The 24,035-nt window shown below is 65.3% G+C and carries 23 protein-coding genes; 5 read left to right on the top strand and 18 right to left on the bottom strand.

Annotation, left to right across the window (positions count from 1 at the left end; genetic code table 11):
• The first annotated feature begins 21 nt into the window (after positions 1–21).
• Positions 22–1,056 (top strand): ketol-acid reductoisomerase, encoded by a 1,035-nt coding sequence (gene ilvC, locus AC58D2_RS12025; protein ID WP_497390590.1) that lies wholly within the window; start codon positions 22–24, stop codon positions 1,054–1,056.
• A gap of 89 nt (positions 1,057–1,145) precedes the next feature.
• Here the strand turns inward: ilvC and AC58D2_RS12020 are convergent, their stop codons facing one another.
• From AC58D2_RS12020 to AC58D2_RS11995, 6 genes are all read right to left on the bottom strand, one after another.
• The gene (locus AC58D2_RS12020) at positions 1,146–1,838 is read right to left on the bottom strand and encodes an alpha/beta fold hydrolase (protein WP_497390588.1); all 693 of its coding nucleotides are present in this window, start codon (positions 1,836–1,838) and stop codon (positions 1,146–1,148) included.
• A 148-nt stretch (positions 1,839–1,986) separates the two neighbouring features.
• Positions 1,987–2,907: an NAD(P)-dependent oxidoreductase gene (locus AC58D2_RS12015; RefSeq protein WP_497390586.1), complete on the bottom strand. Its 921-nt coding sequence runs from the start codon at positions 2,905–2,907 to the stop codon at positions 1,987–1,989.
• A complete protein-coding gene (gene eno, locus AC58D2_RS12010; RefSeq protein ID WP_497390584.1) occupies positions 2,904–4,202 on the bottom strand; it encodes a phosphopyruvate hydratase in 1,299 nt (432 codons plus the stop codon). The genes AC58D2_RS12015 and eno overlap by 4 nt, the downstream gene beginning before the upstream one ends.
• Positions 4,199–5,179 (bottom strand): phosphotransferase family protein, encoded by a 981-nt coding sequence (locus AC58D2_RS12005; protein ID WP_497390582.1) that lies wholly within the window; start codon positions 5,177–5,179, stop codon positions 4,199–4,201. The genes eno and AC58D2_RS12005 overlap by 4 nt, the downstream gene beginning before the upstream one ends.
• Entirely contained in the window at positions 5,180–6,307 is a 1,128-nt protein-coding gene (locus tag AC58D2_RS12000; protein WP_497390580.1) for an alpha/beta hydrolase, read from the bottom strand.
• Positions 6,308–6,353: 46 nt separating this feature from the next.
• Positions 6,354–7,988, bottom strand: coding sequence for a long-chain-fatty-acid--CoA ligase (locus AC58D2_RS11995; RefSeq protein ID WP_497390578.1), 1,635 nt, complete (start codon positions 7,986–7,988; stop codon positions 6,354–6,356).
• A 126-nt stretch (positions 7,989–8,114) separates the two neighbouring features.
• On the opposite strand from AC58D2_RS11995, the gene AC58D2_RS11990 reads away from it, so the two are divergent.
• Positions 8,115–8,630 (top strand): MarR family winged helix-turn-helix transcriptional regulator, encoded by a 516-nt coding sequence (locus AC58D2_RS11990; protein WP_497390576.1) that lies wholly within the window; start codon positions 8,115–8,117, stop codon positions 8,628–8,630.
• On the opposite strand, the gene AC58D2_RS11985 is transcribed toward AC58D2_RS11990, so the two are convergent.
• Positions 8,631–9,206, bottom strand: a complete 576-nt coding sequence (locus AC58D2_RS11985; RefSeq protein ID WP_497390574.1) for an NADPH-dependent FMN reductase — start codon at positions 9,204–9,206, stop codon at positions 8,631–8,633.
• 73 nt (positions 9,207–9,279) lie between these two features.
• Positions 9,280–9,786, bottom strand: a complete 507-nt coding sequence (locus AC58D2_RS11980; protein ID WP_497390572.1) for a MarR family winged helix-turn-helix transcriptional regulator — start codon at positions 9,784–9,786, stop codon at positions 9,280–9,282.
• Between the two features lie 191 nt (positions 9,787–9,977).
• Between AC58D2_RS11980 and leuD the strand changes: the two genes are divergently transcribed.
• On the top strand, positions 9,978–10,562 hold the full coding sequence (gene leuD, locus AC58D2_RS11975; RefSeq protein WP_497390570.1) for a 3-isopropylmalate dehydratase small subunit: 585 nt from the start codon (positions 9,978–9,980) through the stop codon (positions 10,560–10,562).
• On the opposite strand, the gene leuC is transcribed toward leuD, so the two are convergent.
• A complete protein-coding gene (gene leuC / locus AC58D2_RS11970; RefSeq protein WP_497390568.1) occupies positions 10,559–11,968 on the bottom strand; it encodes a 3-isopropylmalate dehydratase large subunit in 1,410 nt (469 codons plus the stop codon). The two genes, leuD and leuC, sit on opposite strands and share 4 nt — an antisense overlap.
• A gap of 415 nt (positions 11,969–12,383) precedes the next feature.
• Between leuC and AC58D2_RS11965 the strand changes: the two genes are divergently transcribed.
• Together AC58D2_RS11965 and AC58D2_RS11960 are read left to right on the top strand one after the other, a co-directional pair.
• Positions 12,384–14,609 (top strand): TonB-dependent receptor, encoded by a 2,226-nt coding sequence (locus tag AC58D2_RS11965; protein ID WP_497390566.1) that lies wholly within the window; start codon positions 12,384–12,386, stop codon positions 14,607–14,609.
• A gap of 76 nt (positions 14,610–14,685) precedes the next feature.
• Positions 14,686–16,386, top strand: coding sequence for a sulfatase family protein (locus AC58D2_RS11960; protein WP_497390564.1), 1,701 nt, complete (start codon positions 14,686–14,688; stop codon positions 16,384–16,386).
• Here AC58D2_RS11960 and AC58D2_RS11955 read toward each other — a convergent pair.
• From AC58D2_RS11955 to ctaD, 9 genes are all read right to left on the bottom strand, one after another.
• Positions 16,383–17,261, bottom strand: a complete 879-nt coding sequence (locus tag AC58D2_RS11955) for a class I SAM-dependent methyltransferase (protein ID WP_497390998.1) — start codon at positions 17,259–17,261, stop codon at positions 16,383–16,385. The genes AC58D2_RS11960 and AC58D2_RS11955 overlap by 4 nt on opposite strands.
• A 4-nt stretch (positions 17,262–17,265) precedes the next feature.
• The gene (gene thrC, locus AC58D2_RS11950) at positions 17,266–18,663 is read right to left on the bottom strand and encodes a threonine synthase (RefSeq protein ID WP_497390562.1); all 1,398 of its coding nucleotides are present in this window, start codon (positions 18,661–18,663) and stop codon (positions 17,266–17,268) included.
• Positions 18,664–18,690: 27 nt separating this feature from the next.
• On the bottom strand, positions 18,691–19,332 hold the full coding sequence (locus tag AC58D2_RS11945; protein WP_497390560.1) for an SURF1 family protein: 642 nt from the start codon (positions 19,330–19,332) through the stop codon (positions 18,691–18,693).
• Entirely contained in the window at positions 19,325–19,723 is a 399-nt protein-coding gene (locus tag AC58D2_RS11940) for a DUF983 domain-containing protein (protein WP_497390558.1), read from the bottom strand. Before AC58D2_RS11940 ends, AC58D2_RS11945 begins: the two co-directional genes overlap by 8 nt.
• A 1-nt stretch (position 19,724) precedes the next feature.
• Positions 19,725–20,600: a cytochrome c oxidase subunit 3 gene (locus AC58D2_RS11935; protein ID WP_497390556.1), complete on the bottom strand. Its 876-nt coding sequence runs from the start codon at positions 20,598–20,600 to the stop codon at positions 19,725–19,727.
• Positions 20,601–20,677: 77 nt separating this feature from the next.
• The gene (locus AC58D2_RS11930) at positions 20,678–21,244 is read right to left on the bottom strand and encodes a cytochrome c oxidase assembly protein (protein WP_497390554.1); all 567 of its coding nucleotides are present in this window, start codon (positions 21,242–21,244) and stop codon (positions 20,678–20,680) included.
• Positions 21,241–21,390 carry a cytochrome c oxidase system small membrane protein gene (locus AC58D2_RS11925; protein ID WP_497390552.1) on the bottom strand — a complete coding sequence of 50 codons (150 nt, stop codon included), beginning with the start codon at positions 21,388–21,390 and terminating at the stop codon, positions 21,241–21,243. The genes AC58D2_RS11930 and AC58D2_RS11925 overlap by 4 nt, the downstream gene beginning before the upstream one ends.
• Positions 21,387–22,298, bottom strand: a complete 912-nt coding sequence (locus tag AC58D2_RS11920) for a heme o synthase (protein ID WP_497390550.1) — start codon at positions 22,296–22,298, stop codon at positions 21,387–21,389. The genes AC58D2_RS11925 and AC58D2_RS11920 overlap by 4 nt, the downstream gene beginning before the upstream one ends.
• 63 nt (positions 22,299–22,361) lie before the next feature.
• Positions 22,362–24,029, bottom strand: coding sequence for a cytochrome c oxidase subunit I (gene ctaD, locus AC58D2_RS11915; protein ID WP_497390548.1), 1,668 nt, complete (start codon positions 24,027–24,029; stop codon positions 22,362–22,364).
• Positions 24,030–24,035 lie beyond the last annotated feature (6 nt).

Below are 24,035 nucleotides of genomic sequence, written 5' to 3'. Positions count from 1 at the left end.
TACACGAAGGGGTTGAATCCAATGCAAGTTTACTACGATCGCGACACCGACCAGGATCTGATCAAGGGCAAGAAGGTCGCCATCCTCGGCTATGGCAGCCAGGGCCACGCCCATGCGCAAAACCTGCGCGACAGCGGGGTCAAGGAGGTCGCGATCGCGCTGCGCCCCGGCTCGGCAACCGCGAAAAAGGCCGAAAGCGCGGGCTTTCAGGTCATGACGAACAAGGATGCCGCGGCTTGGGCCGACGTGATGATGATTGCCGCGCCCGACGAGCATCAGGCGAAAATCTATTACGACGACCTCGCCGACAATCTGAAGCCCGGGGCCGCGCTGGCCTTTGCGCACGGTCTCAACATCCACTTCGGCCTGATCGAGGCGCGCCCCGACATCGACGTCTTCATGATCGCGCCGAAAGGCCCCGGCCATACGGTACGCAGCGAATATCAGCGCGGTGGCGGCGTTCCCTGCCTGATCGCGGTCGCGCAGGAAGCGAACGGCAATGCCGGCAATGGCCACGCCAAGGCGCTCGCGCTCTCCTATGCTAGCGCCGTCGGCGGCGGACGCAGCGGCATCATCGAAACCACGTTCAAGGAGGAGTGCGAGACCGACCTCTTCGGCGAACAGGCGGTACTCTGCGGCGGCGTCACCCATCTGATCCAAGCGGGTTTCGAAACGCTGGTGGAGGCTGGTTACGCCCCCGAAATGGCCTATTTCGAGTGCCTCCATGAAACCAAGCTGATCGTCGACCTTCTCTATGAAGGCGGTATCGCGAACATGCGCTATTCGATCTCGAACACCGCCGAATATGGCGACATCAAAACGGGCCCGCGGATCATCACCGACGAGACCAAGGCCGAAATGAAGCGCGTCCTCGCCGACATCACCTCGGGCCGTTTCGTCAAGGATTTCGTCCTCGACAACCAAGCCGGCCAGCCCGAACTCAAGGCGAGCCGCAAGGCCGCCGCCGCGCATCCGATCGAACAGACGGGCGCGCAGCTGCGCGCAATGATGCCGTGGATTGCAAAGAACAAGCTGGTCGACAAGGCCGTCAACTAGGGCCTTTTATCCCCCGGCGAATGCCGGGGGACCTCTCAGATGCCTTTTAGCTGTGGCGGGAATCCGATTGGATTCCCGCCATTTTTTCGTCATCCGTCGATAAACTCGCTCAGCAGGGCCCCCACCACATCGGGGGCCTCGACGGTGGGCAGATGCCCTGCCCCCGGCACGACCTCCAGCCGGGCTCCGGGGATCGCCGCCGCTATCTCGTCATGGTGCGCGCGGCTGGTGATACCGTCCTTCTCGCCCCAGATCAGCAACGTGGGCACAGCGATTTCGCCGAGCCGCGGACGGCTGTCGATTCGCGCCATGATCGCCCGCTGCTGGGCAAGAAAGGTTTCGGCGCCGGTGTCCGCCGCCATCCGCCGTGCAAGGCCCAGCAGTTGCGCGTCGTCCCGCTTTTCTTCGGGAAACAGGATCGGGATGCGCTCTTCGACCACCTGCTCGAACTTGCCGCTCTCGACCAGATCGATATAGCCCTGTCGCCGTGCGGTCTGCGCCGGGCCGTCCGCCGACGCGAGGGTCGAAATCAGCGCGAGCCTCGCGACCCGGTCGGGCGCCCTGCGCATCACCTCGAACGCGACGAAACCGCCCATCGCGTGCGCGACGAGCGCGAATTTCGGCGGCGCATCGTCGAGCAGCCGCTGCGCGAAGCCTTCGATCGTGTCGTCGTTGCGATTGTCGGCGACGATGACCTCTCGGTCGCTCCACGCGTCGAGCAGCGGTTGCCATACGGCGTCGGTCAGCAGTTGGCCCGTGATGAGGACGATGGGGAGAGTCATGGGTTCATTCCTTCTGTCCGTTCGTCCTGAGGAAGGACTGAGCCTCGGCGAAGGCCCTTCTCGAAGGACCTAAGCGCCCCGCCAAGGCCCCTCGAGACGCCATTTCGGCAAGCTCAACGGCTCCTCGGGGCGAACGGGGTTTTCATGCTCAGACGACGCGGTGCAGAAGCGGTTCGCCCACCCCGAGCCGGCGGATATTCTCGTGCGCCACCGTCAGGCTGCGGACGAGCGTTTCGGGGGTCAGCCATGCGATATGCGGCGCGAGCACGACATTCGGCAGGCCGAGCAGCGGGTTGCCGCGCGGCAGCGGTTCCTCGGCGAAGACGTCGAGCCCCGCGCCGCGCAGATGCCCGGTTGAAAGCGCCCGGACGAGTGCGGCCTCGTCGACCAGTTCGCCGCGCGCGGTATTTACCAGCACCGCCCCCTTCTTCATCGCGAACGGATCGATCGCGCCGCGCGTGTCGTCGGTGAGCGGAATGTGGAGCGACACGATATCGCTCGTTGCCAGCAAGCGGTCGAGCGGGAGATAGGCATAGGGCAGCGCCTTTTCGCTGCGCGCGGTATAGACGACCGTCGCCCCCAGCGCCTCGAGCACCGGGGCGAGCCGCTGCGCCGAATGGCCGAAACCGACGAGCCCGACGGTGCGCCCCGCAATCTCGCCGACCGCATCGAGTTCCGACGGATCGGCGGTCCACCCCTCGCCGGCGCGGGCGCGCGCATCGAAGAAGCAGGTGCGGCGCAGCACCGCCATCATCAGCGACAGCGCCATCTCGGCGACCGCCTGGCTGTTGGTGCCGGGCATGTTGCATACCGCGACCCCCGCCTCACGCGCCGCATCGAGCGCGATCGTGTTGACCCCGACACCGAGCTTCTGGATCAGCCGGAGCTGCGGCGCCGACGCGATGAACTCGGCGGTCACCGGGGTCAGCACATGGAGCAGCGCGGTGATCTCGCCCGCTACCGCGTCGAGTGGAGCCGCCTCGTCGACATGGACGACGGTGTCGGGGCCAAAGATCGCATCGACGCCTTCGCGAAAGCCGGGGCTCGGCCGGGCGTGGAGGACGATCATGCCGCGACCCGCCCGATCGGCGCCGCAAAGGCGGAAAAGCCCGCCCACTCGGCATCGGCGCCCATCGCCTCCTCGATCCGCAGCATCTCGTTCCACTTCGCCATGCGTTCCGAACGCGTGAAGCTGCCGACCTTCAACTGACCCGCGTCCCAGCCGGTCGCGAGATGCGCAATGGTGACATCCTCGCTCTCGCCCGAACGCGCCGAAACGATCGTACCCCAGCCGCGCTGCGCGGCGGCGTCGAGCGCGGCCTTCGCCTCGGTCACCGTGCCGACCTGGTTCACCTTGATCAGCGCCGCGTTGCACACCGCCGCTTCGCCGGCGCGCGCAACCCGCGCCGCATTGGTGACGAGCACATCGTCGCCGATGATCTGGACGCGCTCGCCGATCGCCGCGGTGACCGCCGCCATCGTGGCCCAGTCGTCCTGCCCCGCCGGGTCCTCGATCGACAGGATCGGATAGCGTCCCGCCCATTCGACGATCCGCGCCGCCATCTCCTCGCCCGACAGCCGCCGGTCGTCGAGCGCGAGGCGGTATCCCGACGCATCGCCGAATTCGTTCGCCGCGATGTCGAGCGAGATGAACACATCCTCGCCCGCGCGATACCCGCTCGCCTCGATCGCGCGGGTCAGCGTGTCGAGCGCATCCTCGTTCGACGCGAAATTGGGCCACCAGCCGCCTTCGTCGGCGACCCCCGACAGCGGCCCCTTTTCCTCCATCAGCTTGCCTGCGGCGCGATAGACGTCGTCGGTGATCTCCAGCGCGCGGCGGAAGCTGCCGGCGGCGGGGCACATCACCATGAAGTCCTGCACGTCGGTACGCCGCCCGGCGTGGGCGCCGCCGCCGAAAATCTGGATTTCGGGAAGCGGGATACGTACGGCCGTCCCCCCCGCCAGATAGCGCCACAAGGGCTCGCGCGCGTCGGCCGCCGCGGCATGGAGCACCGCCATCGACACCGCGACGACGGCGTTGGCGCCGAGCCGCGCCTTGTTCGCGGTCCCGTCGAGGTCGCACAGCGCCGTGTCGACCGCCGCCTGGTCGCGCGCGTCCATTCCGGCGATCGCGCCGGCGATCTCGGCACCGATGCCCGCGACCGCGCCATTGACGCCGAAGCCGCCAAAGGCCGCCCCGCCGTCGCGCAGGTCGATCGCTTCGTGCGCGCCGCGCGATGCGCCCGCCGGCGCAATAGCGCGGCCGACCGCCCCCGATTCGAGCGTCACTTCGGCCTCGACCGTCGGGCGTCCGCGCGAATCCCAGAGCTGGCGGCCGGTGACGGAGGCGATACGCGAAGTCATGTCATTGTCCTTTTCCAATGAGCGACGAGCCGATCGAGCGAGGCGGGCGCCAACAGCAGCGCGCGCGCCTGCTCACGGACAACACGCCGATGCTCGGGTTCGGTCAAATAGGGTGCGGGCGACTTGCCCTCGACGCGCGCGAGCAGCAACGCAGCGGTGAGCTTTCCGGCGCGCGACAACAGCTCCGCCGGCACTTCCCAGTCGATGTGCTCTCGATAGGCGGCCACCATCGCCGTTGCTGCCTCGCGCAGCCGCGCATCGCCGAGCCACACCGTCTTCAACAACAGGTGCGTCGTACAGAAAGCCAGATCGAAGGCGGGATCGCCATAGACGGCACACTCGGCATCGAGGAACACCGGGCCGTCGGCCGCCACCAGAATGTTCTTCGGGCTGACGTCGCCATGAACGAGCGCAATCTTGCGATCCGACAGATCCGCAGCGAGCGCACGGAGCGCCGGCGCGAGTTCGGCATCATGCTCGGCGACATACAGCAGGAAAGGATCGACGCGGAGCGCCCGAAACATCGCATCGGTCGGGAACGCGTCGCGCACGGCGGCATCGCCCGCGGTCGCTGCATGCACCGCGGCGATCCGCGCGCCGACCGCCGCGGCAAAATCTGCATCGACGCGCCCGGCAACGAGCTCGTCCTTCCACACCGGCGCGCCGGAAAGGAAGCGCATCGCAAAGCCATAGGCGGGCAGTTCGGCGAGCACTTCGGGCACCATGCGCGGATCGACGGCGCGCGCGCGGCGCAGCCAGCGGACCTCGCTCGCGCCGCGCTCGACCGGTGCGTGCCATTCGGCGGCGACGCGCAACTGTTCGAGGGGACGCTTGACCACGACCGGGCCATCCGCCGTCTCGACCTTCCACACGTCGCACGACACGCCGCCGGTCAGCGGCTCGGGCACTGCGCCGTCAGCCACGGTCAACCCGGCGCCGCGCAGATCGTCGATGATGGCGGCGCCGGCCGTTGCCACTTACAGCTTCTCCCGAATCCAGGCGCCGACCAGGTCGGCGGCATTCTGACGCTCCTCAATCGAATCCTCGAAATAATGCGCGCCCTTGATCAATTCGAGCGTCTTGTCCTGCGAGCCGAGGAAATCGAAGATCTTGCGCGCATCGCTCGGGAAGACGCCGGTGTCGGCCGTGCCCTGCACGACGAGCGCAGGGGTGTCGTGCTTGGCGAGATGCGGCTGTCCCTGACACGGCGAGGTTTCGAGGCTCCACATGTTGAGCCACGTCTTTATCGTGTTCGCGCGGCCGATGCTGGGGGTGCGGTTGGCGATCGCCGGATCGCCGCGATAGCACCAGTTGGGCTTGCGGTCCGACGGGTCGATCGCCGGATCGACGCAGCGAATGTCGCCCCAACACCGGAACATCGGAAAGATGCGGTCGGGGATGCCCGCGTCGTTCAGCCGCTTCAGCTCGGCCTTCGCCCAGTCGGTGATGCGCTGGTTGCGCGCGCGCTGTGCGGCACGGTATTTCGCGATGAACGCGTCCGAATAGGGCGGGCCGTTCTCGGGGTTGAACGGGTCGAGTTCGGGGTCGGTCGCCACCGGATCATTCTCGTCGATCACCGACGCATCCATCCAGTCGGTCAGCACCTCGGGCCGCCCCTGATGCGCATTGAAGCTAATATAGAGGTCGCCCTTGACCAACTGCGCGAGCGCGTCCTGCCCGGCCGATGGCAGGCGATCTGTCAGCGTCGGCGCGATCGCTTCGGCCTGATAGGCGCCCATCAGCGAGCCGCCGCCCGAATTGCCGAGGATGACGATGTGCTCGACGCCCGCTTCTTCTTTCAACCACTTCATGCCCACGCCGATGTCGACGATCGCATGTTCGAGCAGAAACTGATCCTCGACCCCGCGATAGCGCGTGTTCCAGCCGAGGAAGCCAAAGCCCTGCCGCGCGAAATAGGGCGCGATATAATGTTCGGAAAAATCGACATTATAGTGGGTGGCGATGATCGCGACTTTCGGGCGCGTGCCGCTTTGCGTCCAGTAGATGCCCTGACACGGGTGTCCGCCCGCCTGAATCCGCGGCGCGGTCGGCGAAACGCGGCCGATGAATTGCGCGTCCAGTCCTTCGATCCCGTTGGGGTCCATCAGTCTCTCTCCTGCTTGCTATATCTTGTCATCGGCGGGGAACATGTCAGCGCGTCGCCTCGAAGGGCAGCTCATATCCCTCCAACCCCGCGCGGATGGCTTTCTTGTCGATCTTGCCGGTCGGGCCGAGCGGGATTTCTTCGACGAACAGGATGTCGTCGGGCATCCACCATTTGGCGATCTTGCCGTCGAGATAGGCCTTGATGTCGTCGGCGCTCGCGCTGACTCCGGGCTTGAGCTGGCACAGCAGGATCGGCCGCTCGTCCCATTTGGGATGCGACACGCCGACCACCGCCGCGACCGCGACCGCATCATGTCCGGTCGCGATATTCTCTATCTCGATCGAGCTGATCCATTCGCCGCCCGACTTGACGACATCCTTCGCCCGGTCGGTGATCTGCATATAGCCTTCGCCGTCGATCGTGCTGACGTCGCCGGTGTCGAAAAAGCCCTCCGCGTCGAGCACGTCGCCGCCCTCGCCGCCGAAATAGCCGCGCGCGATCGTCGGCCCCTTGATCATCAGCCGGCCCGGGGTCCTGCCATCGTGCGGCAGGCGGTTGCCCGCGTCGTCGACCAGCTTCATCTCCAGCCCGCAGAGCAGCCGCCCCTGCTTGAGCTTGTACGCCATCTGCTCGGCGTCCGATTTCGCGGCGACCGATGCCTGGGGCACCGACACCGTGCCGAGCGGCGAGGTTTCGGTCATCCCCCAGCCCTGGATAACGTCGACGCCATAATCGTCGCGGAAGGTGCGGATCAGCGATTCGGGACAGGCCGACCCGCCGATCGTGACGCGCTGTAGCGTCGTAAAGCGCTTGTCGTTTTCCTGCATATAGTGAAGCAGCATCTGCCACACCGTCGGCACCGCCGCCGAGTAAGTGACGCCCTCCGCCTCGATCAGATTATAGATCGACTCGCCGTCCATCCGCTGCCCCGGCAACACGAGCTTGGCCCCGACCGCGGGCGCCGAATAGACGACCCCCCACGCGTTGGCGTGGTACATCGGCACCACCAGCAGAACCGTGTCGCGCGCCGACAGCGCGAGCGCGTCGCGCTGCAAGGTCATCAGCGCGTGAACATAGTTCGAGCGGTGCGAATAGAGCACCCCCTTGGGGTTGCCCGTCGTCCCGCTGGTGTAGCACAGCCCGCACGCGGCGTTTTCGTCGAAATCGCCCCATCGATAGTCGGTGGGATGCCCGGCGATCCAGTCGTCGAACGCCACGGCGTCGAAGCTGGTTTCGGGAAGCGAGGCGCGGTCGCAGAAGAAGATCACCTTCTCGATCGACGGCACTTGGGGCAACAGCTCTTCGACCAGGTCGGCCACCGCCGGATCGGCGATCAACAATCGGTCCTCTGCGTGGTTCGCAATATAGGCGATCTGTTCGAGGAACAGCCGCGGATTGAGGGTGTGCAGGACGGCGCCCATCCCGGCGGCGCCATACCAGGCGGCGAGGTGCCGCGCGCCATTCCACGCCATCGTCGCCACGCGGTCGCCCGGCTTGATGCCCTCTGCCGCGAGCGCATTCGACACGCGCTTCGCATCGGCATGGACCTCGGCATAGGTCGAGCGGGTCACCCGCCCGTCGGCATCGCGCGACACGATCTCGCGATTGCCGTGCCAGGCGGCGGCATGATCGAGGATGCGATCGACCGTCAGCGGCACATTCTGCATCAGTCCGTCCATGACGAAGCGACTCTCCCTTTCCCGTTCGCGGCCGGATAACGGCTCGTCGATTAAAAAGATAGTATACTAAGCAATTTTCCGATGCAATGCCGCTTCGCCTTGCCTCGCCCCCACCCTTCTTCTAGCGTGAGCCGGTCGGCAATCGGCCCGGCAACAGGGGCTTATCGCGACGGCAACATGCGGACCAATCAACTCATCATCGCACTATTCCAACGCTTCTGCTGGCTCGACGAGGGATTGCAGGCGCGGCTTCACGATCATGGATGGCCCGACGTCAGCCGTCCGCAATCGATGGTGATGACAAATATCGTCAGCGGCATCGTGCGCCCGTCGGACATCGCGCGCAACCTCGGCCTGTCGCGGCAGGCCATCCACAGCACGATCGGCCAGCTCGTCGAGCTCGGCATCGTCCGGCTGGATGTCGATCCGTCCGACCGGCGGCACATGATCGTGTCGCTGACCGACCTTGGCACGCGGATGCGCCATGATGCGCAGCAGGCGATGGACGCGCTCGCCGAACAGCTCGCCGACAAGCTCGGCCACGAACGCTTCGACGCCTTGCTCGAAACGCTCGAGGCCGACTGGGGCGACAATGTCCAGCGCGGCTCCGACGCGGCGCCGGTCAGACGCCGCCGGGCTTAACTAAGGCGCCAGCGCTCCGGCGACCTGAACCAGTCGGGCCGCCGTCATGTCGACGAGCGTCGCGGGTAACGCCTCCTTCAGACTGCCGTCCTCGTCGAAACCGGCGTGGGCGAGCGGCACCAGGACCTGTTCGGGGATCACGATCATCTGGATCGTCGTCAGGATCTGGCGCAGGTGCATCAGCCCGCGCAGCCCGCCGAACGGGCTGACAGACGCCGACATGATCGCCGCCGCCTTGCCGCGAAACGCGGTCAGCGCCACCGGTCCCTCGTCGCCGGTAGGGCGCGATGCCCAGTCTATCGCGTTCTTCAGCAACGCCGGCACCGAGCCATTATACTCGGGCGACACCGCGAGCAGCCCGTCGTGCGCCGCCAGTAGCTGCTTGAGCGCCAGCGCATCGGCGGGGAAATCGGTCTTTTCCAGCCTGTCCGAATAGATCGGCAGGTCGAGCTCGGCGAGGTCGACCGCGGTCACCGTGGCGCCGTGCGCCTGAAGTCGGTCGATCGCGAGGCGCGCCAGCGCCCGGTTGTAACTGCCCTCGCGTGTGCTGCCCACGATTACGGCTATGCTGGTCATCGCTGCTCCCCGAACAAAATGATTAGAATACTAACCTATGCCCGGATGCTCCTGCAATGTCGTGCTGCTGCGATCAAGCCTTGATTTCGGACAGCACCGACAGTTGCTGCGTCTCGTCGGCGAGGTTGCCGATGACGCGGCGCATCAGCGACTGGAGCTGTTCGACTTCGACATCGGTCATGCCGCGCGTCGCGATCTCGTGAATTTCCGCGTTCATGGGGGCGAGCACCAGCTCGAGCTTGCGGGCGTGCGGCGTCAGGAAGATGAAGGTCTTGCGGCGATCCTCGGATGTCTTCTTGCGCGTGATCAGCCCCGCTTTCTCCAGCCCCTTCAATGCGACCACCGTGGTCGGCTCGCGCATCCCGACGCGTTCCGACAATTCGCGCTGGGTGATGCCGTCCTCCCGCCAGAGCTGGCGCAGGAAGCGCCATTGCCCCGCCGACACGTCATAGGCCAGCGTCTTGCGCTCGAGCAGGCGGGAAAAGGACCGGAAGACGATGCGGGCCAGATAGCCGATGCTGTTTTCCGGATCGGTGTAATATTCGGCGGGATGCCGGTAGCGTTGTTCTGTTTTAGCCAAATTCGTCCTCCCCTGCGGGCGCCCCGGCGTCGACCTTTGCGGCCGCGCCTTTGGCAAATCTTAGAGCCCGAAGAATCCGGCGGCAACCGTCTTTCGACCGTCCGCCTTTCGGTAAGGCGGCGATTGCGTTGGACAAATAGCCCTCGGCAATTTACTTAGAATACTAAGTTAGTATCGAGGAGCCTGCATCGATGCAGAAGTTCACCCGGCTGCGCGCGCCCGCCGCGCCGCTGTCGCTCGCCAATGTCGACACCGACATGGTCATCCCTGCGCGCTTTATGAAGGCATTGACGCGCGAAGGTCTCGGCCGCCACCTGTTCCAGGAGCTGCGCTACCGCGAGGACGGGAGCGAACGGCCGGAGTTCATCCTGAATCATCCGGCGTGCCGCGCCGCCGGGATCCTTGTCGCTGATCGCAATTTCGCCTGTGGCTCGTCGCGCGAGCATGCCGCGTGGGCGCTCGTCGATTTCGGCATCCGCTGCGTCGTGGCGCCGAGCTTCGGCGACATTTTCGCAAGCAATGCGCGCAAGAATGGCCTGCTCCTGATCCGCCTTCCCGATGCGACCTGCGCCCGGTTGCGCGACGAGATCGAGCGATCGCAATATGCGCCGATCGAAGTCGACCTGGAGGATGAACATATTCGCCTGCCGTCGGGCGAAACGATCGCGTTCGCGATCGATCCCGACGATCGCCGCGTCCTGCTCGAGGGGCTCGACGATATCGCCCGGACCCTGCGCCACGACGACGCGATCGCGCGGTTCGAATCGGTGCCCTAGAGCATTTCGGGCGCCGCGATCGCTCCCGCGATTGCGCTTGCTGCCGCCAGCGCCGGGCTCATCAAGTGCGTACGCCCGCCGCGCCCCTGCCGATTCTCGAAATTGCGGTTAGAGGTTGATGCGCAGCGTTCGCCGGGTTGCAGCCGGTCGGGATTCATCCCCACGCATAGCGAACAACCGGGTTCGCGCCAGTCGAACCCCGCCTCGCGGAAAACGCGGTCCAGCCCTTCGGCCTCCGCCTGCTGCTTGACCAGTCCCGACCCCGGAACCACCATGGCGCGCACATGCCGCGCGACGCTACGCCCCCGCACCACGTCGGCCGCCAGCCTCAGGTCCTCGATCCGGCTGTTCGTGCAACTGCCGATGAACACCCGGTCGAGCCGCGTACCGGCCAGCCGCGTGCCGGGCGCCAGGTCCATATAGGCGAGCGCCCGCTCGGCCGCCGCCCGCCGTTCGCCGTCCGGCAGCGTGGCGGGATCGGGGACCACGCCGTCGATCGCGACGACCTGCGACGGATTGGTGCCCCAGCTCACCATCGGGCGCACAGCCGCGGCGTCGATCGTCACCTCGCGGTCGAAGCGGGCGTCGGCATCGCTCGCCAGTGCACGCCAGCGTGTCATCGCGCTCGCCCACGCCTCCCCGGCAGGGGCGGCGGGACGGCCTTGCAGATAGGCGAAGGTGACGGCGTCGGGAGCGACCAGGCCCGCGCGCGCGCCCATTTCGATGCTGAGGTTGCACAGCGTCATCCGCGCTTCCATCGACAGCGCGCGAATGGCCTCCCCCGCATATTCGACGACATGGCCCGCCGCGCCATCGACGCCGATCGCGCCCAGGATATGCAGCGCCAGATCCTTCGCCGATACGTGGGCCGCCAACCGACCCTCGACCCCGATCCGCATGTTGCGCGACCGCCGCTGCCGGATCGTCTGCGTCGCAAGCACATGCTCGACCTCGCTGGTGCCGATTCCGAAAGCGAGCGCGCCGAACGCGCCGTGCGTCGAGGTATGGCTGTCGCCGCACACGATCGTCATCCCGGGCTGCGAGCGTCCCTGCTCGGGGCCGACGACGTGCACGATGCCATTGCGTGCATCCCCCATCGCAAACCGCTCGATGCCGAACCGGTCGGCATTCGTCGCCAGTCGTTCGAGCTGTGCCCGCGCTTGGGCGTCGGCGACCGCCGACGGTCCCGCCGCCTGACCCTCGGTCGGGACATTGTGATCGGACAGCGCCAGCGCACGCTCCGGACGTCGGACCGGGCGCCGCGCGGCGTCGAGCGCGGCGAATGCCTGCGGCGAGGTCACCTCGTGCAGCAGGTGCAAATCGACATAGAGCAACGTTTCGCCCTCATCCTCGACCACGGCATGCGCGTCCCAGATCTTGTCGTATAATGTGCGCGCCGCCGCCATTCGGCGTCCCCTGCCAAAATTCGATGCCCCCGAAACGCGCCGATTCGCGCATTCCGAATTTACTTAGATTTCTAACTTATATCGAAGCTCGACACGCAAACGCAAGGCCCGCTGGCAGCGGCGAAGCAAATTACTTAGTAGTTGAAGTATTTTTTTCCCGTGCTACCAAGGATGCGGGAGCGGGACGACTCAGTCCGCGAAGACAGGGTGCAAAAAGGGGAAAATTCCCCCTGCCCTCTCGGACGATCTGGCATGGCCGCCAAGCGGCCCACTCCCGAAACGAAAAGAGATGGCCGGATGCGCTGCCGCATTTCCGCCGCGATAGCGCGTGCAGGAAGGCGATGACGCACGGCCGGTTCGGGAGGATGAAATGAAAAGCGCATTCCTATTGCTGTCCGCGGCCGGCGCCGCCCTGATGGCAAATCCTGTTCACGCCCAGACCGCCGATACGCCGCCCGCCGACGGCGCGGACGCCGCGGTCGAAGCACAAAGCTATGGCTCCGATATCGTCGTCACCGCGCAGCGCCGCAGCGAAAGCGTGCAAGACGTTCCGATCGCCATCGCCGCCTTCAACAGCGAGATGGTCGAAGCGAGCGGCAGCACCAATATCACCAGCCTGAACGGCATCGCGCCCAATGTCGTCCTTCAGACGCAGGGGCTCGTGGCGAATGTTCCGATGATTTCGATCCGCGGCATGAGCACCTCGGATCCCGACCCCAACGCCGATCCGAAGGTCAGCACGATCATCGACGGCGTCTATATCCCCTTCGTTTCCAGCACGATGCTCGACCTCTTCGATGTCGAGCGCATCGAGGTGCTGAAAGGGCCGCAGGGCGTGCTGTTCGGCAAGAACAACCTCGCCGGCACGATCAACGTCATCACCTCGCGCCCGACCGACGATTTCGGCGGCGAGGTGCGGCTCACCGCCGGTTCGAACGGCCTCAAGCAGTTCCGCGGCAAGATCAACAGCGGCCGCTTTCTCGACGACGCGCTTGCGGCGAAGATCTCGGTCAATTTCCGCGACTATAACGGCTACAGCCGCAACGTGGTCACCGGCAACAAACTGAACACCGCGAATGTCAAATCGGTGCGCGGTGCGCTCAACTACGACAAGGGTGGCCCGTTCACATCGACCCTCGTCGTCGACTGGCTCAAGCAAAAGACGACCGGGCCGGCGCCGCACGTCCTCGACAACGGCGACCCGAGCTGGGACCTGCTTCCCGACGAAGTAAAAACCGACGTGCGCAAGTCGGCGGTGCCCTTCGATCCCTATGCCAATACCGAAAGCTATGGCGGGTCGTGGAACGCCAACCTCGACGTCGGCTACGGCAGCATCGCCGCCGTCCTCGGCTATCGCCACCTGACCTATGTCACGCGCGGCGACTTCGACGGCCTGATCGATCCGGCCCCGCAACTCGACGTCTCGCGTGACTTTTCAGGCGAATCGAAGAGCGCCGAGCTGCGCTATGTCTCGCCCGCCGACGAACCCGTCGATTTCGTGGTCGGCGCCTATTACCAGGCAGACAAATGGCGCCAGTTCAACACGGTGCTTGCCAATCCGACGACGACCACTCTGGCGCAGCTTCACCAGGACACCGAAAGCTATGCGCTTTTCGCGCTCGTCAACGCGCATCCCACCGACAGCCTGACCTTGTCGATCGGCGGACGCTACAGCCATGATCGAAAGAAATACGACATCGGCACGCAGGTCCTGATCAACGACATCCAGCGCTCGTCCTTCCAGAGCAATCTCAACAACAGCTGGGCCGAATTCACTCCCCGACTGACGGTCGAATACAAGCTGTCGCCCTCCGCGATGCTCTATGCCAACTATTCGCAGGGCTATAAGGCGGGCGGCTATAATTCGCGCGGCACCACGCCCGAAAATATCGGCCCCTATGACCCCGAGCGGGTGAATGCGTTCGAAGTCGGCGCCAAGACCGATCTGTTCGACCGGTTGCTGCGCTTCAACGTCGCGGGCTTCGTCAACAACTACCGCAACCTGCAAAGCTCGGTGACGAAGATGGGCGCCGTGCGGCCCGAAAATATCACGACCAATGTCGCGGCGGCGAAAATCTATGGCTTCGAGGTCGAGACGCTGCTGCGTCCGGCACCGGGGCTGACCTTCGGCGCGAACCTTGCCTATCTCCATGCGCGCTATACGGACTTTTGCGCCGATACGAACGGTGTGTTCACCGATGGCTCGCCCGAACCGGGCCAGTGCGCCCCGGCGACGCCGATCCTGATTAACGGCGTTCCCAACGGCACCTTCGCGGTGCCCACCGATTCGACGTATCTCGAGCTGGCCAATGCGCCCAAATGGAGCGGCAGCCTGTCGGCCGATTATGTCATTCCGACCGGCTTCGGCGAAGTGAAACTGCACGGCGACGGGCGCTATTCGAGCCGCTTCAACACCTGGGGCCGCGACAATGATCCGGGCTATTATCGCAAGGAAGTGATGCTGGTGAACGCAAGCATCGCGGTCGCGGGACTGGACGACCGGTGGAAGGTCACCCTCTATGGATCGAACCTGACCAACCAGGAGGTCATCTCCGGGGCGATTTCGGCGGGCGCGACGCCGATCCAGCAATTCTATCAACCGCCGCGCGAATTCGGTGTGGACGTCGCGTTCAAATTCTGACGCGATCCCGGCCCGCGGCGCGCGTCCCAGCGCCGCGGGCCTTTTCCATGACGACGGGACAGGATGGGAGAGCAAGATGGGTTGGGATGTCGATCGCCGCACATTCGTCGGAGGCATGGGCGCGCTCGCCGCCGCAGGGGTCGCGGGGCCGGCGCTCGCGAAGAATGGAAAACCCTATAATGTCCTGATGATCGTCACCGATCAGGAGCAGAGCATGGCGAGCTATCCCGCCGGCCTGCTGGAAAAGCTGCCCGCGCACCGCGAACTGCTCGAACGCGGGTTGCTCGTCGAAAACTATCATGTCCACACGACCCCCTGCACCCCGTCGCGCTCGACGATCTTTCAGGGGCACCACACGCAACAGACGGGCCTGTTCCTCAACAGCGACAATGCCCCCTATCCCGTCGCCGCCGACGACATGCCGACGCTCGGCCACATGATGCAGGCCGCCGGCTATTACACGAGCTACAAGGGCAAGTGGCATTTGAGCCGCATCAACTACGAACGCGACTGGGCGCGTGTCCCCGGCGGCATCTATCCGACCACCGAAAATGCGATGGAGAAATATGGCTTCCACGATTACGGCTTCGACGGCGAGGAAGTCGGGCTGACGTGGGACGGGTACAAGGCCGACATGTATGTCGCGGGCGACGCGGCGCGCGCCATCTTCGACTATGCGCGGCGCGACAAGGCCGGCGGCAAGCCCTGGTTCCAGGTCGTCGGCCTGGTCAATCCGCACGACATCATGTTCTATGACGCGACGGGCAAGCAGGCCGAAAGCCGCCCCGACCCGAACATCCTCGGCCCGCTGCGCCGCGAACCGGGCGACCCGATCTACGAGGTCGACAACAAGTTCGACCTGCCGGCGAGCTTCTACAAGGACGATCTTTCGACCAAGCCCGAGGCGCATCGCGCGATCGTGCGGCTCAACGACCTCTTCTATGGCATCATGCGCCACGACGACGAGGAAAGCTGGCACCGCTTCATCAACTATTATTACAATTGCCTGCGCGACGTCGATCGCCGCCTGGGGCAATTGCTCTGGGCGCTCAAGGAGAGCGGACAGATCGACAATACGATCATCATCTACACCAGCGACCACGGCGAACGCGCGGGTGCGCACGGGATGCGCCAGAAAGGCGCGACGATGTATCGCGAGGAAACCAACATCCCGATGATCATCGCCCACCCCGATTTCGGCGGCGGGCGCACCACCAAGGGGCTGATGGGCGCGATCGACATCGCCCCGACGCTGATGACCCTCGCGGGCCTGTCCGCGGGCGAGCAGGCGAGCCGCTTCCCGGGCCTGCCCGGCATCGACGTATCGAGCCTGCTCTCTGCGCCCACGGCAAAGACCGAACGCGACCGGCAGGGGCATCTCTTCGACTATGCCGTCGTCCATTATTGGGAACCGACGAAGGATCGTACCGCGACCCTCCCCTCGGGCGAGCCCGACTATTCCAAGCGTTTCGACCTGTCGAAGCGCCGCCTGCACCGTGGTGTCCACGACGGGCGTTACAAATTTGCCCGCTACTTCGCCCCGGCGCACCACCATACGCCGACCGACTGGCAGACGCTCACGGCCATGAACGACCTGGAGCTCTATGACACGCACGCGGACCCCGGCGAGATCGTCAATCTCGCACTCGATCCGAAGCACAAGGCGACGGTGATGAAGCTGAACAAACAGACGAACGCGCTGATCGCGCGCGAAGTCGGCACCGACAACGGCAGCGAATATCCGGGGCCGACCGAGATGTATAACCAGCCGGTCTAACGGCTCCAGCGTGCGAAGATGGCGGTGGGGAGCAACAGCCCCCTCGCCTCTTCGCGCACCGCCAGTTCGCCGCATTCGACGATGCCCGGCAGATGCGCCAGCCTCTGCGCAAGCAGCTCGCCGATCGCCAGCGCCGACATGCGCACCGCATAAACGGTCAGGAACAGCGCGCGGCTGTCGGCATCGAGCAATTGTCCGCAATCGGCAAGCAGCGGGGCCAGTCCCTCCTCGATCTGCCAGCGCTCATTGTTCGGGCCGCGACCGAACTTGGGCGGATCGAGCAATATGGCGTCGTAACGGCGCCCGCGCCGCACCTCGCGCGCGGCGAACTTGCCCGCATCGTCGACGATCCAGCGGATCGGCCTGTCGGCAAGCCCCGCCAGCTCGGCATTCTCACGCGCCTGTGCCACCGACTTCTTCGACGCATCGACATGCGTGACCGCAGCGCCCGCCGCGGCGAGCGCCTGACTGCCGACACCGGTATAGCCGAAGAGGTTCAGGAAAGCGGGGTCGGCCTTGTCCGCGACCCGCTCGCGCAGCCAGTCCCACACCGGCGCCATATCGGGAAAAAAGCCCAGATGCCGGAACGGCGTGCAGCTCGCCGTGAAGCGGGTCTCGCGCCAGCCGAGCGGCCAGCCTTCGGCGGGCACGGGCCCCTGAAAATACCAGCGCCCGCCACCATCCTCGTCCGACGCGGGCACGAACTCGCCATCTGCCGCGTCCCATTCGCTCGCTGGCAGCGCCGGTTCCCACATCGCCTGCGGCTCGGGGCGAATGAAGCGATAGGCGCCATAGCGTTCGAGCTTGCGTCCGCCGCCGCTGTCGACCAGGCCGTAGTCGTCCCACCCCTCGCCGACGAGCGTCTTCAGGGGCAGCAGGTCAGCCACGGGCGGCTTCGGAGAGGATATGGGCCTTCACCGCCTCATAATCGCCCGGAAGCCGCTCATAGCGTTCCTCGCGATCGAACAGATTGCCCAGCCGCGCGGGCAACGGCGGGCGCACCCCGCTTGCGCGCTCGACGGCATCGGGGAATTTCGCCGGGTGCGCGGTCGCGAGCGTGACGATCGGTACATCGGCGTCGATATCGAGCGCACGCGCCGCCGCCAGCCCGACCGCGCTGTGCGGATCGATCAGCTGGCCGCCACATTCCTGGGCCCAGCGCAAGGCGAGCGCCATTTCGTCGCCGTCGATCCGCGCGCTCGAAAACAGGCGCCGCGCACCGGTGAGCATGTCCTCGGGGATCGACATCGCGCGATGGGCGTCGAACTCGCCCATCATCCGCGCGATCGCGCCGCCGTCCCGCCCCGACAGGTCGAACAGAAGCCGCTCGAAATTGCTGCTGACCTGGATGTCCATGCTCGGCGTCGCGGTCGGCGTAACGCTGCCCGCGCTGTAATCGCCGCTAGTCAAGGCGCGATGAAGGATGTCGTTGACGTTGGTCGCGACGACGAGCCTCGCCACGGGCAGGCCCATCTGCGCCGCGACATAGCCGGCGAAAACATCGCCGAAATTGCCCGTCGGCACGCTGAACGCGATGTCCCGGTCGGGCGCGCCGAGGCGGACGCCGGCATAGAAATAATAGACGATCTGCGCCATAAGCCGAGCCCAGTTGATGCTGTTCACCGCCGACAGCGTCAGTTGTCCGCGCGCCTCTTCGTCGCCGAACAGGCGTTTCACCATCGCCTGCGCATCGTCGAAGCTGCCGTCGATCGCGATATTGTGGACGTTCGGCGCCAGCACCGTCGTCATCTGGCGCCGCTGGACGTCGCTGACGCGGCCTTCGGGATGGAGCATGAAAATGCGGATATGCTCGCGCCCCGCCACCGCCTCGATCGCCGCCGACCCGGTATCGCCCGACGTCGCGCCGACGATGGTGATGTCGCGGTCGCCGCCGGCGAGGAACGTCTCGAACAACTGGCCGAGCAGTTGCAGCGCGACATCCTTGAACGCCAGTGTCGGGCCGTGGAACAGCTCGAGCAGCCAGTGACGATGGTCGAGTTGGACGAGCGGCGTCACCGCATCGTGGCTGAAGCTGCCATAGGCGGCCTTACACAACCCACGCAGTTCGTCCTCCGACAGCACGCCGGCGACGAATGGCGCGATGACCCGTACCGCGGTCTCGACATAGTCGAGCCCGGCCAGTGCGCGGATCTCGTCGGGAGACAGTCGTGGCCACGCCTCCGGCACATAGAGCCCGCCGTCGCTCGCCAGTCCGGCGAGCGTAGCGGCACGAAAGTCGAGGGTGGGCGCCGAGCCCCGCGTGCTGATATAGTCCATGACGCAGATGCGCCTAGCGGTGCGACGTCAGCGCTGCAAGCGGCGGCGTAGCGCCAGGATATAGATCACCACCGCAATGCCGGCGAACAGGAACCATTGCACGGCATAGGCAAGGTGATTGTTCGGCAGGTCGGCGCCGCTCGGTACCGCGCTGGCGCGCAAGCCCGGCGCGGGCGTGTCGGCAACCAGCATCGGCCGCGCCGGGATCGCGCGGCCCGTCATGCGTTCGATCAGCGAGGGCTGCTCGGGACCCGGCACGATCGTCCCCTGCACCGTCCCGCCCTTCCACGCCGGGGCAGAGAAATCGTCGGCGATGCCCATGTCGACGAGCGCGCCCGGCCCTTCGGCGCCGGTACGGCAATCGGCGATCATGCGGATGCCGCTCTCGCCTTCGCGCGCCGCGCCGCTGCGTTGCAGCCAGCGCACCGGTTCGAGACAGGTCACGCTGCTCTTGCGGAACATCGACGCGTCGGGAACGGGTGGCAACGCGGGATAGGCGACCGTCGCGGACATCGCGCGATTGCGGTCGTAGAGCGCGATCAGCGCTTCCTTCTCTCCCTTGCGCTGGAGCTGCCAGATCCCCAGCGCCACCATGATCAGAACCGCAAGGGCGACGAGCAAGGTCGGCACCAGCGGCAAGCGGGACGAAGGCGGCGACGGATCAGTCATGGCGCGTATCGTCGGCCCGGCGCCCTTCGGCCGCCTGCCGCTGATGCTCGCTCGCAATCAGCGCCGCCTTCGCGATGCGCAGCCCATAGACGACCGCCGCGGCGGTGATCGGCACCCACAGGATCGCATGGACCCACAGGGGTGGCTCGAACGCGAAGTCGACCAGGATCGCCGCGACCACGATCAGCGCGCCGATAATCATCGTCAGGAACGCCGCAGGGCCGTCGCCGACATTATAGCTGTCGAAATCGAGCCCGCACACGCGGCATCGGGATGCAAATCTGACCGGCCCGTCGAACAGCGTCTGCGCCCCGCATTGAGGGCACAGACCAAAAAGGGCAGCACGCCCAAGCGGCGGCTGCCCCGTTTTGATGTCGTCCGGGTCGGTCAACTCAGTGCGCGGCTACCGGTGCGCCCCAGCCGCCCCAGACATAGACGATGACGAAGAGGAACAGCCACACGACGTCGACGAAGTGCCAGTACCAGGCCGCGGCTTCGAAGCCGAAATGCTGCTGCGGCGTGAAGTGGCCCTTGTAGGTGCGAACCAGGCAGACGATCAGGAAGATCGTGCCGACGAGCACGTGGAAACCGTGGAAGCCGGTCGCCATGTAGAAGGCCGACGTATAGTTGATCGTGCCGAACGGGAACGGCGCATGGGCATATTCATAGGCCTGGATCATCGAAAAGATCGCGCCGAGAATGATCGTGGCCCACAGCCCCTTCTTCAATCCTTCGCGATCGCCGTGGATCAGCGCATGGTGCGCCCAAGTGATCGTCGTGCCCGAGCAGAGCAGGATCAACGTGTTGAGCAACGGCAGCGAGAAGGCATCGATGACGTGGATGCCGACCGGCGGCCACTGGGTAATCGCCGCCGCGCCGTCCTGTCCGAAAAGCGAGGTCACCGCACCGTCGACGATCTCGACCGGCACCGGGAACAGCGAGAAATCGAACCACGCCCAGAACCAGCCGACGAAGAACATCACTTCGGACGCGATGAACAGGATCATGCCGTACCGCATGTGCAGTTGCACCACCGGCGTATGGTCGCCGGCATGCGCCTCCTTGATGACGTCGCCCCACCACTGGAAGAAGGTCAGGGTTACGCCAACGAAACCGAGGCCCAGCACCCATTTGCCGACGCCGCCGAAATGGTCGGCGTGCATCGCCATCACGAGCCCGAAGAACATGACGAGCGCCGCGACCGAACCGAAGAGCGGCCAGACGCTGGGGTTTACGAGGTGATAGTCATGATGTTTGGCACCGGCCATTTTGCAGTTCCCGTGTTTGCCCCAGCACGGCGATTCCCCATCGCCAGCCGGCCTGTTAGACTCTGTTGTTCGCGGCCTTAGCTCGCCTTTTTCCCCTCGTCCACAGGGTAGAAGGTATAGCTAAGCGTGATTTCCTGGATGTCGCGCGCGTCGACATCATCCTTGATCTTCGGATCGACGAAGAAAAGCACCGGCATCCGCACCTGCTCGCCGGGCTGCAAGGTCTGCTGCGTGAAGCAGAAACACTGGATCTTCGTGAAATATTCACCCGCCTGGTCGGGGGTGACATTGAAGGTCGCGGTTCCCGTGATCGGCTTCGAGGATTCATTCTTCGCGATGAAGATCGCCATGTCGCGCGCGCCGATCGTCACCGTGTCGCGCGGATGCTCGGGATAGAATTTCCACGGCATCTTCGGCGACACATTGGCGTCGAAGCGCACCGAGACCGTATCGCTGAGCACCTTGGGTTCCTCGGCGGCCGCGACCGGATCGTACCGCTGGGTGGTCCCGCCATAGCCGGTGACGCGACAGAAGAGATTATAGAGCGGGACCGCCGCGAAGCCGAGGCCGAGCGCGGCGAGCGCGAGCGTTGCGGCCACGAAGGCCAGGCGCTTGTTCTTCCTCCGGATCGCGTCGTTCGTCATTTGGGCACCACCATCCGCGCCACCGTAATGAAGAAAAACAGGAACGCCAGACCGCCCAGTATCCAGCCCATCAGGTTGGCACGGCTGCGCTGGCGCCGGCGATATTCGGCTTCGTCGAAGGGTTCGGGTGTCGGATCGTCGGTCATAGCGGCCACATATGGTCGGCGACGACCGCGCCGAACAGGATGAACAGATAGGCGATGGAAAAAGCGAAGAGCCGCTTCTCGGGCTGCATCCGGTCGCCCTCGCCCGCGGTGCGCAGCCCGACCGGCACCGACAGCAGCACGAAGGCGGCCGACAGGAGCACCGCGGCCCAGCCATAGACCGGGCCAGCCAGCCCAAGCGGCCACGGCGCGATCGCCACAGCGGCCATGAGGACGGCATAGAGCAGGATCTGGCGACGCGTCGCACGCTCGCCCGCGACCACCGGCATCATCGGAATGCCCGCGGCGGCATAGTCGGAGCGCACGAACAGCGCGAGCGCCCAGAAATGCGGCGGCGTCCAAAGGAAGATCAGCAGGAACAGCAGGATCGGCAACGGCGCGACGGTCCCGGTCGCCGCCACCCAGCCGATCAGCGGCGGGAAAGCCCCGGCCGCGCCACCGATCACGATATTCTGGGGCGTCCGCGGCTTGAGCCACATCGTATAGACGAGGACATAGAAGAGGATCGAAACCGCGAGCAGCACCGCCGCCTGCCAGTTTGCCGCAAACAGCATCAGAAAGACCGAGAAGGCGGCAAGCCCGACGCCGAAATGCAGCGCCGTCTGGCGGTCGAGCCGCCCCGCAGGAAGCGGGCGGTTCGCCGTCCGCTTCATCTTCGCATCGAGCCCCGCCTCATACCATTGGTTGAGCGCCCCCGACGCCCCGGCGCCGAGCGCGACCGCGAGAATCGACGAAAAGGCGAGGACCGGATGCACATGCCCCGGCGCCGCGAGCAATCCGCACAGGGCCGTGAACACGACGAGCGACATCACGCGCGGCTTCGTCAGCGCGAACAGGTCGCGCCAATCCGCCGGAAGCGTCATTTCGCCATGGGTCAGGCTTTGCGCCATGCTTACTCCAGGCCGGAAAAGCGATCGCCCCCTGCCGAGGATGTCAGCAGGAGGCCATGCTTGTCAGGCGATACGCGGCAGTTCGTTGAACTGGTGGAACGGCGGCGGGCTCGACAGCGTCCATTCGAGCGTCGTCGCACCCTCGCCCCACGGATTGTCGGCGGCCTTCTTGCCCGCGAACAGCGAATAGAAGACGTTCACGAAGAAGAAGACCATCCCCACGGCCATGATCGCATAGCCGATCGACGAGATGTGGTGCCAATAGGTGAAGGCTTCCGCATAGTCGGGGTAGCGGCGCGGCATGCCCTGCTGGCCCAGGAAGTGCTGGGGGAAGAACAGGACGTTCACGCCGATGAAGAAGATCCAGAAGTGCAACTGGCCCAGCACTTCGCTGTACATGCGGCCGGTCATCTTCGGGAACCAGTAATAGAAGCCCGCGAAGAGCGAGAAGACCGCGCCCAGCGAGAGCACATAGTGGAAGTGCGCGACGACATAATAGGTGTCGTGAAGCGCGGTATCGACCCCGCCGTTGGCGAGCACGACGCCGGTGACGCCGCCGACCGTGAACATGAAGATAAAGCCGATCGCCCAGACCATCGGGGTCTTGAAGCTGATCGAACCGCCCCACATCGTCGCGATCCAGCTGAAGATCTTGATCCCGGTCGGGACGGCGATGACCATCGTCGCGGCGGTGAAATACATCTTCAGGTTCACGCTCATGCCGACCGTGAACATGTGGTGCGCCCACACGATGAAGCCGACAACGCCGATCGCGACCATCGCATAGGCCATGCCGAGATAGCCGAACACCGGCTTGCGGCTGAAGGTCGAGATGATCTGGCTGACGATGCCGAAACCCGGCAGGATCATGATATAGACTTCGGGGTGGCCGAAGAACCAGAAGAGGTGCTGGTACAGCACCGGATCGCCGCCGCCCGTAGCATCATAGAAGGTCGTGCCGAAATTGCGGTCGGTGATCAGCATCGTGATCGCCGCGGCGAGCACCGGCAGCGCGAGCAGCAGCAGGAAGGCGGTGACGAGCACCGACCATACGAACAGCGGCATCTTGTGCAGCGTCATGCCGGGTGCGCGCATGTTGAAGATGGTGGTGATGAAGTTGATCGCGCCGAGGATCGACGCCGCGCCCGCGAGGTGGAGCGAGAAGATCGCCATATCGACCGCCGGCCCCGCCGAGCCGCTGGTCGACAGCGGGGCATAGACCGTCCAGCCCGTGCCGGCGCCGTTGCCGCTACCGCCGGGCACGAACATCGAGCCGACGAGCATGACGAAGGCGACCGCCGTCAACCAGAAGCTGACGTTATTCATGCGCGGGAACGCCATGTCGGGCGCGCCGATCATCAGCGGCACGAACCAGTTGCCGAAGCCGCCGATCATCGCGGGCATGACCATGAAGAAGACCATGATCAGGCCGTGCGCGGTGATCATCACGTTCCAGAAATGCTTGCCCGCGGTCGCGTCGCCCGCGCCGCCCATGAACTGCGCCCAGCCCTGGAGATACTGGATCCCCGGTTCGGCGAGCTCGAGGCGCATCATGCCCGAAAGCACGCCGCCGACGATGCCGGCGATGATCGCGAAGATCAGATAGAGGGTGCCGATGTCCTTGTGGTTCGTCGACATGAACCAGCGGACGAAAAAGCCCGGCGTGTCGTGATCGTCATGCGCGTGATCGGCATGGCCGTGCGCGGGTGCAGTCGCTGCGATATCGGTCATCTGTCG

It is taken from the genome of Sphingopyxis sp. CR5, assembly GCF_059693785.1.
The sequence above is the reverse complement of the archived record's forward strand: the minus strand, read 5'-3'. Positions and strand labels throughout refer to the sequence as shown.